We start from the raw sequence: 11,009 nt of genomic DNA, 5'->3' as shown, positions 1-11,009 counted from the left end.
TTTAGCTTTTTAATGCGGCCTTCCTTTTGGTCATCGTACACTTTTCGTTTTGCCAGTTCCGTCTTCAAAACAGCCAAAAGACTATCTGTTTTCCCAACTGAGAATGCAGGGCATACAAATAACACCAGAAATAATAGTGGTAAAAAAATTCTCATAACAAAATTGGTTTGACAAGGCCCGAAACCTTTGCTCTAAAATTAATATTAAAAACGGATTTTACATAGCAATATTCGCCAAGTATGTAAAATCGATTAAAATACTAAATAACCGATTATAATTGAGAGGGATAATACTGGTCAAGAAGATCAAGTAATACACCGTTAGTCCACCCAAAACCATCCTGCAGGGGGTATTCGCCACCGCCGGCCTTTACATTTGTGTCAACAACGTTATATTTTTCCATCAGTTTGCCGGTTTCATTAAACACCTGCAAATTGGTTTGGATCCAGGTGATGGCAATACTGCGTGCGAGGTCTGACTGGTGATAATTATTCAGGCCGTCAATAGCGATGTATTGCAATGGCGCCCAGGCGTTGGGGCTATCCCATTGCTGTCCTGAGCGGTTGATGGTTGTTACCAATCCACCTGGTTTTAAGAATTTGCTTTTTAACTTTGACGCTACCTGCTCTGCCTGTTTTGCACCGGCAATGTTAAACTCGAGCGGAAATACGCCAGCCAGTGTTTCAACCGGCGTGGTATGTTTTTCTTTCCAGTTATAATCCATAAACCATCCGTTCTTTTCGCTCCAGGAGTATTTCGAGATAGCTTTTTTTCGCAAATGGGCCTTTGTCAAATAACTGTTATAAGCAGTAACGTTCCCCTGAAGCTGGTAGGATGACGCGATTGAAAGTTCAAGGTGGTAAAGCAAACAGTTTAAATCAACGGGGATGATAAAGGTAGTTTGAATAGTCTCCAATTTACCGGTGGTATCCATCCACCTGGTGCTAAAATCCCAGCCCGACTCGGCGGCCGCACGTATGTTGCGGTAAAAGGCATTAGTATCCTGCTTTGTTAATTTTGCAGCATTTACATCTTTCTTAAAAGATTCTTCCCGAGGTTTGTCAGATTCATCCCAGTAGCGGTTTAATATTTCGCCGGCCGGCATCCTAACTGAATTACGGTAAGCCTGGCCCTGTTTTAGTTTAGCTGAACCCTTCATCCAAAATGCATATTCTTTTAAAAGCTCAGGCTGATACTTTACCAATACCTGCTTACCCTCATCTTTGGCCAGCACATCCAGCATCATCGAAAAAAACGGGGGCTGCGAACGGCTAAGATAATAGGTACGGGTGCCGTTGGGGATAAACCCATATTTATCTATCATATAAGCAAAATTCCCGATCATGTTTTGAATGATCTTTGTTTGGTGGCTTTCGTGGAGGCCAAGCATCGTAAAATAAGAGTCCCAATAATAGGTTTCGCGAAACCGCCCGCCCGGGATTATAAAATCATTTGGCATTGGCAGTAACGACGAGTACTTTGATACCGTATCGTGCCGGCGGTAAAGTACCTGCCACAAAGTATCAATGTGCTTGCGTATGCCGGTATTGATGTCACTTTTGAAAATAGACTTCGGCCCGCCAGGTATATCAAAGTTATCTGTAACAAACTGCTTCAGATCAAACCCGGGTTTGTTTTTCTGCGCTAAATAATCTTTCATGATCAGCGCGGGCTCGCGCTTTGGCGTAGCATCAACAAATGTTTTGTTATCCGGAAAAACATCAGACAGCTGGACAGATTCAAACAGGCCGGGGAATAATTGCCTTGGTGTTAGATTTTGTGAACGGGCAACAATAAACGCAATTATCAATGATAATGTTAATAGGATTTTTTTCATTATAAAAACAGGAATACAATCGATGGTTGAGGATAAATATAAGCGCATTATGAAAGCGATATATGACCACCATTTACCATAGCTATTTTATATAATAAAAATTTAACCAAAAATAGGTTGTTATAAAATCAACAAACTTTAAATCAACTATTTATAAAAAATACATTGAAAAAAAATATTGATATTATTTTTGCTATTAGAAACCCGATGCGGGTGAAAGCATCCAATATTTGGTTTATTTTAACTAAATATTGGCGCTATCGACTGATATGCGGGAACACGAAACACCGCTAAAGGCAGTTTACATAACGGCCTAATAATAACAAATGCGGTTATTATATTTTTATCAAAAAGGCTATTACCAGATAGACCGCAACCCGGCAATTGATAATGATTTGATATGAATGGCGTTACCTGGTACAATAGTTAGCTTATTTAAAGGCTTTTCGGTAAAAAAGATACAGGTCATTACGGTTGCTCCGCCATCGGCAAATAGTTCAACAGAAGCCCTGTCCACAACCAATGTAAGTTTAACCGATTTATTTGCAGATAAACGCGGAGCTTTAAAAATACCGGCAAAATCCTTATTAAAATCATGGATCCCGGCTTTCGTTCTGTCTATAAAATATTGATTTGCTATTTTGTCAAATCCAATTATCAGTTTTTCATTGTTGCTGTTTGCAAGTTCTAGCGCAAAATCATTTAATGAGTTGGTTTGAAGATCTAAAAGGTACCGTCCCGCAGATGTGCTGGCCTTAGCGTTAACAGCATATCTTTTTTTAACCTGAACATTGCCTGCTAAAATTGGCTGTTGTTTCAATTTCAATATTCCCTTCACCGGTGTAGAAGCAAGCAATATATTTCCGTTATCACTGATCAATTTTAAGTCCCTTGGGATCGTCATTGCGCTTCTCCAGCTTACGGTTGGCACCTGGGTTGCATAATTCCAGTTGCTCATCCAGCCTAAAAATATTTTTCGTTCCCCGGTATTGCTCCAGGTGATGCCAGCATACTCGTCCGGGCCATAATCGAGCCATTTGATCTGATGATCGACAGGCACAAATTCTTTTCCATCAAACTGACCTACAAAATATTCTGTTGCCGATCCGCCATTTGGGCCGCCGGGGTTAAGGTTTACAACCAGCACCCAATACTGTTTTCCATTCAATTTTAACGGGAACAGGTCCGGGCATTCCCAAACACCTGTATGAACACCTAACTCTTTACCAAACTCGCTTTCTTTCGTCCATGTTTTCAAGTCAGGCGATGAATAAAAGGTGATATGGTCTTTTGTCGCCAGCGTCATCACCCACTTTTTACCTTTTGCGTACCACATCACTTTAGGATCGCGAAAATCCCTGATCCCTGGATTTTTTAAAACCGGATTACCGCTGTACTTCGTCCAGGTATGCCCTTCATCTAAACTAAATGCAATGCTTTCATTTTGAAAATTATTCGTCCCTGCGCGCTCGCCGTTTGGGTCATGGTGGGTAAAAATGGCAACCAACGGAATTTTACCGTTTTTACCAAAGCCGGACGTGTTATTGGAATCGACCACGGCACTGCCCGAAAAAACATAGCCAAGACTATCCGGGTATAAAGCAATCGGGAGCTCCTGCCAGTGCAGCAGGTCCTTACTGACGGCATGGCCCCAATGCATGGGCCCCCAAACGGTACCACCGGGGTAATATTGGAAGAACAGGTGATATGTATGGTTAAAATAAACCATACCATTGGGGTCGTTCATCCAATGTGCCTTTGGCGAAAAATGTAATTGCGGCCTAAATGGCTCGTTATAAGGGTTTGTTGTTTGCTGCTGGGCAACTCCCAAACTGCATACTGATACCATAAAAAAAAACAGCAAAACAGTTAGCTTAAACCTCAAATTCACCATGTTCAATTTATAATTTGTAAATATTCTTCAGTTAATCATCAAATATCTTTAACATATTTGCCTTATCATCTTTATAAACCAACGATTTTATTTTAGGCGAAGCAATGTGCAGCAGCCATCTTCAAGAAAAAACGTCGCATGTTTAAGAGAAATATTGCCCTATAAAAAAGTTTATTAATTAGTTACCGAAGATAATAAAAATGAGAACGCTATTTATCGCCATTTTTGCAATCACCCTGCTCACCTGCCCACAAAAGAATTACGCCCAGGAATCGCCCGAAAAAAAATGGTGGAAAGAGGCAGTAGTTTACCAGATCTATCCCCGAAGTTTTAAAGATGCCAACGGAGATGGCGTCGGTGACCTGCAAGGCATTATTTCGAAACTTGATTATATCAAAAGTCTTGGGGTAAATGTGATCTGGCTGAACCCGATCTATAGCTCGCCAAATGATGATAATGGCTATGATGTAAGCGACTACCGCAATATCATGAAGGAGTTTGGCACAATGGACGATTTTAAGGCTTTGTTAAAAGGCATGCACCAAAGAGGCATAAAACTGGTGATGGACCTTGTAGTAAACCATAGCAGCGACGAGCATGAATGGTTTAAGCAAAGCCGCAGCTCCAGGACCAGCCCATACCGCGATTATTACCACTGGTGGAATGCTGATAAAGGAAAACCCAACCCACGATACAGCCTTTTTGATATTAACCACGATGCCTGGCGCTTTGATTCATTAACAAATGCTTATTACCTGCACTATTTCTCGCGCAAACAGCCGGATCTGAACTGGGAAAATCCAAAACTAAGGAGCGAAATTTATGATATGATGAAATATTGGTGCGAAAAAGGCATTGATGGTTTCAGGCTGGATGCGTTCCAGTTTGCCGCGAAGGACACTACCTTCCCTAAATTCCCTGAAGGCTACGAAAAAAACTTCTCGCTTTATTATGCCGTAGGGCCGCATTTACATGATTATTTGCAGGAAATGAATAAGGAGGTACTAAGTAAATATGATGTAATGAGCGTTGCCGAAGGAGCCGGTAACTCCTACCAAGATGCCCATGACATGGTGGATGCCGACCGAAACGAGTTAAATATGGCCTACGCTTTTGAAGGGGTTGATATTGCCAGTAACCCAAAAGGGTATAGTGTTTTACATTTTAAAGAAGTGTTCAGCCGCTGGGACAGTGTGTTTGCCAGCAAAGGATGGCTATCTATTTTCCTGGCTAATCATGACCAGGCAAGGATGGTTAGCCGGTTTGGAAATGACAGCCCCCAATTCAGGGAGCTTTCATCAAAAATGCTTACAACGTTTATCATGACAATGCGCGGAACGCCTTATTATTATAATGGTGATGAATTAGGGATGACGAATATCAGGTTCGATAAAATTGAGGATTACCGCGATATGTCAACCTTAAACGAGTATAAGCACCAGCAAAATATTGGCGGCGATATGCAAAAATTTATGGAAGGAATCAAATATGCATGCCGGGATAATGGCCGCACGCCGCTACAATGGGATGCTACTAAAAATGCGGGTTTTACCAGCGGTACGCCATGGATAAAGGTAAACCCCAATTATAAAACCATCAATGTGGCAGCGGAAGAAAAAGACCAAAACTCATGTCTGAATTATTTTAGAAAAGTGGTTGCTTTAAGGATCCAGAACAAAGTATTGGTTTACGGAAAATATACCTTATTGGATAAAAACAACCCCAATGTATATGCCTATACGAGGGAGGGCGATGGAAAAAAAGTGCTTATCTTATTAAATTTTACTGCCAATAAGGCGCAAACTGATATTGGCATTACTGTAAAGAACTCAAGATTGCTTGCGGCTAATTATATTGATGGCGCTGCATCTGTAAACAACAGTTCAAATATTCAGTTAAGACCCTATGAAGCATTGGTTTATGAATTAAACGAGTAATTACAAGGGCCGTATAGGATCGCCAATAATTAATTTTTTTAATTGATAAATAATACGCAATTTTGTACATATGCTTTCCAAAAAAGCCAAATACGCAATTAATGCCCTGGTTTATTTAGCCCAACAGCCGCAGAACGAACCAGTTCAGATCAGAACTATTGCCGAAACTGAAAATATTTCGAGAAAATTCCTTGAATCGATTTTACTGGTACTCCGAAACGCTGGTATGGTAAACAGTAAAAAGGGAAAAGAAGGCGGGTATTACCTTTTACTAACGCCTGAAGAAATCAACATGGCCGAAGTGATGCGGATATTTGATGGGCCAATTGCTTTACTCCCCTGCGTTACTCATAAGTACTACCAAAAGTGCCAGGAATGCAAAGATGAAGTACATTGCGGGATCAGGGATATCTTTTCAGATGTTCGCCGGGAGACCGTAAGAATGCTTAAAGATGCTACCCTTGCCGAGATCATAAACCGCCAAAAAGACCTCTACGAAAGAGATATAGAAGCATCGATAGAATAATTATTGCTTTTTAAACCTGTCGGATACTAAAATTTCAACTTTCAACGTCAGCCACGATTTCATCGATCAACCTTTCTGTTGCCGCTTTTACCAGGGGCGATAGTTTTTTGCCATATCCAAAATCCTGTCCTTCAACACCATAGAAAAACAATTTTTCCGGCAACATGTCCAGTTTTTCTGAAAGACTGATGCATTCGGGGATCCCGATATTGTGTGTAGATACAATGAACAGATCCGGGGGGATCGGATCTTTCAATAAATCAAAATGAAATAGGGTACCTGCCGGGCGCCCGGAACGGACTGCGTCTGCAAGGATCACAGTCCCCCCATCTTTCCAGGCATCCATCATTGCCATTCCGTCTCCCGAGTTCTCTATGATCGCAAGGTTTCGGAGGCTCCTTATCTTACTATGCCGGCCAATATAAATGCCCAGCCCGTCATCTTCCCTGAATTCATTTCCGATACAAATCAAAAGAATTTTTGAAGAAGACACATCCTGTTTCATATTACTTTTTTTGATTTAATCGCGCTCAATATCCACCGTCAGAAAATGGGTAGAGCAGGAAATACAAGGATCATAATTGCGGATTGCGCGCTCACAAAAAAACTTTAGCTTTTCATCCGTCAGTCCCACGTTGGCCTGCACCAGGTCCCACAGGTCCTTTTCGATCCTCGACTGGTTCACGGATGTAGGTGCAACTATTTTTGAATCCAGGATGATGCCGTTGTCGTCAATCGTATAGCGATGATAACAGATACCTCTCGGCGCTTCTGTGGCGCCATACCCGGTGCCGGCCCTTGGATTTACTTCAATAGCGGGACTGTCAGGTTCTTCATAGGCTTCAATAATCCTTTCAGCTTCTTCAAAGGCATAAATTACCTCCACCATTCGTACCAGTATACTTTTGAAGGGGTTATAGCAATGCCGTCCGAGCCCTGCGTTAAAGGCGGCTTCCTTAGCCAGGGGTGTAAGTTGTTCAAAATTGAGGTTATACCTTGCCAGAGGTCCGAGCAAACAAGTACCTGCACCCCTTAGGTGAGAATGTAAGGCAGTTGAATGCGGTACATGCTCTTCAACCAGGCAATTGTCATACTCGTTAATAGGCAGGTTAATCCCGCAGTTTGACACAAGGCGTCCACCTAAAATCGCGTATTCGTCAGGATCAGATAAGGCAAGAAACTCATAGTTTTGTTTAAATTCAGGAAATTCAAATTTAGAAATAAACATCAGCGAATCAACCGCAGCCTGTTTTGACCATTTGATCTCTTCAAGCAATGCCCTTAATTCACGCTTTTTCGGTACTTTATAAAATCCACCCAAACGTAAATTTATGGGGTGTATTTCGCGCCCGCCAAGTACGACCATGATCTCGTTACCTGCCTTTTTCATCCTTAAAGCATTCTTAACTACTTCGGGGTATACCTGGGCCAGGTGAATTACACTCCCGGCCTCAAAAAAGTCCGGGGCATTCAGCATAAAGGCATGCAATACATGCGATTCAATCCATTCGCCGGTATAGATCAGGCGGCGCAGCGCTTTTAACTGGCCATCTACTTTTACACCGCAAATTTCTTCCATCGCATGCGAAGCACCCAGTTGGTATGCAATTGGGCAGATACCGCAAATACGGGAGGTAATGTCTGGCGCTTCCCTAAAGTCGCGACCTCTTAAAAAGGCCTCAAAGAAACGAGGTGGCTCGTATATTTTTAATTGGACATCTTTTACGATACCATTGCTGATCTTCAGTTTAAGCCCTCCCTCGCCTTCTACGCGGGCCAGTATGTCTATCTTTAGTGTTTTATTTTTCATAATATTCACTTTCTTTACGGAAAGGCTCCGCATTAGCATTAAAACCTCTAAAAATTCGAACCAGCTCTTCTTTTTCAACGCCCTGCTCAAGCAACCACCTGCTCAGGGAGGCAGCATTCGGCGTTTCCTTTGGCCCGAAGCAGGAATAGCAGCCCCTGTTGTATGAGGGGCAAAGCGCATTACACCCCGCATGCGTAACAGGCCCCATACAGGTTATCCCTTTTGATACCATTACACATACTGTTCCACGCCGTTTACATTCCGCACACACGCTGTAATTGGGGATATTTGGTTTCCGGTTTTGCAAAAAGGCACTGATCAGTTCAAGTAATTGGTTTTTATTTATGGGGCAGCCACGCAACTCAAAATCCACCTCGATATGATCAGCAATAGCCGTTGATTTACTTAGCGTTGAAATATAGTGCGGCCGCGCATAAACCAATGATATGAATTCGTTAACATCTTTAAAATTACGCAGGGCCTGTATGCCCCCGGCAGTTGCGCAGGCGCCAATAGTAATTACATATTTCGACATTTTGCGGATCTTGTGAATCCGCTCTTCGTCGTGCGGGGTAGTGATGGAGCCCTCAACCAGCGAAAGGTCGTACGGGCCTTTTACGATGGCACTAGAGGCTTCCGGAAAGTTTGCGATTTCTATCTGTCCTGCGATGGCCAGTAATTCATCTTCGCAATCAAGCAGGCTAAGCTGGCACCCATCACAGGATGCAAATTTCCATACAGCTAATTTAGGGATGTGTGGTTTTGGCATGGTACTGTTGTTAATTCCGTTTATTGATTGCTTCCTCTGCCGGGAGCCGTTCTATTTTAAAGCTTACACTTTTTTTAAATCTCCGGTTTTTTAAAAAGGGATGAAAGCTGGTCGTAGGTGAACACAGGGCCGTCCTTGCAAATAAAGTGTTCGCCAAACTGGCAATGGCCGCAAAAACCCACTGCGCATTTCATATTCCTCTCCATAGATACATAGATATCGTCGCCGCTAACGCCGCGTTGTTTCAGGGCATCTACTGTATACTGCATCATTATCTCCGGGCCGCAGATCATCACAATCGCGTTGGCCGGATCGAAGCGTATTTTCGGGATCAACCGGGTAACCACACCCACACTTCCATGCCACGATGAAGAGCCCCGGTCGACTGTCATATATACGATCACGCCGGGCTGCGCTTTCCATTTTTTCAGTTCATTTTTAAAAATAATGTCGGCCGGAGACCGTGAGCCATACAGCACTACCAACCGGCCAAAATCCGCACGCCTGGCAAGCAGTTCATGGATGACCGGGCGCAATGGAGCCAGCCCGATGCCGCCTGCAACAAGCACCACATCTTTACCAATGGCACGCTCTACAGGCCAGGGCGTACCAAAAGGCCCGCGTACGCCCAACATATCGCCGACCTTAAGGGCCGATAACGCTTTGGTAACACTGCCTACGTCGCGTGTGGTATGTGTTAATAAACCGCCCACGGCCGGGCTTGCGCTTATTGAAATGGGCACTTCGCCCATACCAAATACATAAAGCATGTTAAATTGCCCGGGCGCAGCGTCCAGTTGCTTTTGGTTTGCAGTTTTTACCTCCAAAGCTGATCCGGTTGGCGAAATAGCAAGCGTGAAGGTATCACTGGTTTCTTTAACGTAGCTTTCTACACGGTAAAGCGTTGGCACCATCGGATCAGCAACTATGGTTTCGGTGTTATAAATAGTATCCTCCATGATCAATTTTTTTTAGGCCGTTTGCCATAAACATCCATCAGCATCAATCTTGTTTGTTCAAGCCGGAAAGCGATCGCGCGAACCATTCGTTTCATCATTTCATAGCCTAAAACCGGTTTTTTTTCGCACTCAGCACGCAATTGCGTTCCGTTAATGACAATCATTTCGGTTTTCGTTATCACTTTTGCAGCGAAACGGTATTTGTAAGGGGCCACCAACCACGACCATCCCAGCATCTCTCCATCCTCAACGGTTTGTATATTAATTACTCCCCTACCGGGAGTATATGTTTCCAGCGCAACTTTACCTTTTATTATAAGGTAAAACTTGTCTGCATCTTCTCCTTCTTTAAACAGTACATCCCCATCTTTAAAATTTACAACATTTGCCTCTCCGGCAATACTGCGGATATCTTCTTCGGGAAGATCATCGAAGAAAGGGTGTTTGGCTATTGCCAGTTCCAGATTTTTCATATATGGTTGGTTTTTTCTGTTTGATCATTTCTTATTGCCGCCAGCCCTTCGGTTATATCTATCCCAACCGGGCACCAGGTAATACATCGGCCGCAACCCACACATCCGGATGTGCCAAACTGGTCTATCCACGATGCCAGCTTATGTGTCATCCATTGCCTGTAACGTGAACGCACCGTTGACCGTACCGGCCCGGTGTGGATATAAGAAAACTCCAGGGAGAAACAGGAGTCCCATTTACTCCAGCGTTCGTCATGCTGGCCGGTAAGGTCGGTTTTATCCTCAACGGTTGTGCAAAAACAAGTAGGGCAAACCATGGTGCAATTGCCGCATGACAAACAGCGGGCAGCCACTTCATCCCAATATGGGCTTTCGGAATTGGCGTAAAGGAGTTCCTTAATATTTGCCGTGTCCAGGTTTCTGCCCATTTTTCCGGCGGCATTTTCAAGAGCATTTTTGCCGTTTGCTATCTCGTTGTCTAAAGCATCATGGCCGGTCATATCTATTAAAACATCGTCGCCCAGGCTGCTTCCTGATTCTGCAAGGAAATAATGGCGGTCTCCGTCCATTACCTCTGTTAATGAAATATCAAAGCCTTTGGTTGCTTTGGGGCCAGTATTCATCGAGGCACAAAAACAGGTGCCTGCCGGATGGGTACAATTTACCGCCACTATAAAAACATTATCCCTTAAAGCCTGGTAGGAAGCATCAACAGCCATTCCTTCTAAAAACACTTTATCCTGTATTAAAATAGCGTTAAGTTCGCAGGGCCGCACACCAATAAAAGCTTTCTTTCTTTTAGGT

10 protein-coding genes are annotated in these 11,009 nt (G+C 43.3%); 2 read left to right on the top strand and 8 right to left on the bottom strand.

The annotated features are described in order from the left end of the window. Positions 1–271 precede the first annotated feature (271 nt). Positions 272–1,837 carry an alpha,alpha-trehalase TreF gene (gene treF, locus QZY09_RS11185; RefSeq protein ID WP_295672390.1) on the bottom strand — a complete coding sequence of 522 codons (1,566 nt, stop codon included), beginning with the start codon at positions 1,835–1,837 and terminating at the stop codon, positions 272–274. A 358-nt stretch (positions 1,838–2,195) separates the two neighbouring features. Then, a complete protein-coding gene (locus QZY09_RS11180; protein WP_295672388.1) occupies positions 2,196–3,731 on the bottom strand; it encodes a glycoside hydrolase family 32 protein in 1,536 nt (511 codons plus the stop codon). A 200-nt stretch (positions 3,732–3,931) separates the two neighbouring features. Here QZY09_RS11180 and QZY09_RS11175 point away from each other — a divergent pair, with 200 nt between their 5' ends. Beyond that, positions 3,932–5,668 carry an alpha-glucosidase gene (locus QZY09_RS11175; protein ID WP_295672386.1) on the top strand — a complete coding sequence of 579 codons (1,737 nt, stop codon included), beginning with the start codon at positions 3,932–3,934 and terminating at the stop codon, positions 5,666–5,668. A gap of 70 nt (positions 5,669–5,738) precedes the next feature. After that, positions 5,739–6,194 (top strand): Rrf2 family transcriptional regulator, encoded by a 456-nt coding sequence (locus QZY09_RS11170; protein WP_295672384.1) that lies wholly within the window; start codon positions 5,739–5,741, stop codon positions 6,192–6,194. Positions 6,195–6,228: 34 nt separating this feature from the next. Here QZY09_RS11170 and QZY09_RS11165 read toward each other — a convergent pair whose 3' ends face one another. From QZY09_RS11165 to QZY09_RS11140, 6 genes are all read right to left on the bottom strand, one after another. Beyond that, positions 6,229–6,699, bottom strand: a complete 471-nt coding sequence (locus QZY09_RS11165) for a hydrogenase maturation protease (protein ID WP_295672382.1) — start codon at positions 6,697–6,699, stop codon at positions 6,229–6,231. Positions 6,700–6,714: 15 nt separating this feature from the next. Continuing rightward, the gene (locus QZY09_RS11160) at positions 6,715–8,004 is read right to left on the bottom strand and encodes a Ni/Fe hydrogenase subunit alpha (RefSeq protein ID WP_295672379.1); all 1,290 of its coding nucleotides are present in this window, start codon (positions 8,002–8,004) and stop codon (positions 6,715–6,717) included. Beyond that, complete coding sequence (locus tag QZY09_RS11155) at positions 7,994–8,773, bottom strand: hypothetical protein (RefSeq protein ID WP_295672377.1); 780 nt, start codon at positions 8,771–8,773, stop codon at positions 7,994–7,996. The genes QZY09_RS11160 and QZY09_RS11155 overlap by 11 nt, the downstream gene beginning before the upstream one ends. Positions 8,774–8,847: 74 nt before the next feature. Beyond that, positions 8,848–9,732, bottom strand: a complete 885-nt coding sequence (locus tag QZY09_RS11150) for an FAD/NAD(P)-binding protein (protein ID WP_295672375.1) — start codon at positions 9,730–9,732, stop codon at positions 8,848–8,850. Positions 9,733–9,734: 2 nt separating this feature from the next. Next, positions 9,735–10,205, bottom strand: coding sequence for a Crp/Fnr family transcriptional regulator (locus tag QZY09_RS11145; protein WP_295672373.1), 471 nt, complete (start codon positions 10,203–10,205; stop codon positions 9,735–9,737). Beyond that, positions 10,202–11,009, bottom strand: an 808-nt coding sequence (locus QZY09_RS11140) for a 4Fe-4S dicluster domain-containing protein (protein WP_295672371.1), incomplete at its 5' end; no start/stop codon positions are given. The genes QZY09_RS11140 and QZY09_RS11145, both read right to left, overlap by 4 nt.

It is taken from the genome of uncultured Mucilaginibacter sp., assembly GCF_903913935.1.
Lineage (GTDB): Bacteria > Bacteroidota > Bacteroidia > Sphingobacteriales > Sphingobacteriaceae > Mucilaginibacter.
The sequence above is the reverse complement of the archived record's forward strand: the minus strand, read 5'-3'. Positions and strand labels throughout refer to the sequence as shown.

What these genes read in the sequence shown, in the direction of transcription:
- QZY09_RS11160 (WP_295672379.1), bottom strand. Translation starts at nt 8,004, where the DNA reads ATGAAAAATAAAACACTAAAGATAGACATACTGGCCCGCGTAGAAGGC.
- QZY09_RS11175 (WP_295672386.1), top strand. Translation starts at nt 3,932, where the DNA reads ATGAGAACGCTATTTATCGCCATTTTTGCAATCACCCTGCTCACCTGC.
- QZY09_RS11180 (WP_295672388.1), bottom strand. Translation starts at nt 3,731, where the DNA reads ATGGTGAATTTGAGGTTTAAGCTAACTGTTTTGCTGTTTTTTTTTATG.
- QZY09_RS11155 (WP_295672377.1), bottom strand. Translation starts at nt 8,773, where the DNA reads ATGCCAAAACCACACATCCCTAAATTAGCTGTATGGAAATTTGCATCC.
- QZY09_RS11145 (WP_295672373.1), bottom strand. Translation starts at nt 10,205, where the DNA reads ATGAAAAATCTGGAACTGGCAATAGCCAAACACCCTTTCTTCGATGAT.
- QZY09_RS11150 (WP_295672375.1), bottom strand. Translation starts at nt 9,732, where the DNA reads ATGGAGGATACTATTTATAACACCGAAACCATAGTTGCTGATCCGATG.
- treF (WP_295672390.1), bottom strand. Translation starts at nt 1,837, where the DNA reads ATGAAAAAAATCCTATTAACATTATCATTGATAATTGCGTTTATTGTT.
- QZY09_RS11165 (WP_295672382.1), bottom strand. Translation starts at nt 6,699, where the DNA reads ATGAAACAGGATGTGTCTTCTTCAAAAATTCTTTTGATTTGTATCGGA.
- QZY09_RS11170 (WP_295672384.1), top strand. Translation starts at nt 5,739, where the DNA reads ATGCTTTCCAAAAAAGCCAAATACGCAATTAATGCCCTGGTTTATTTA.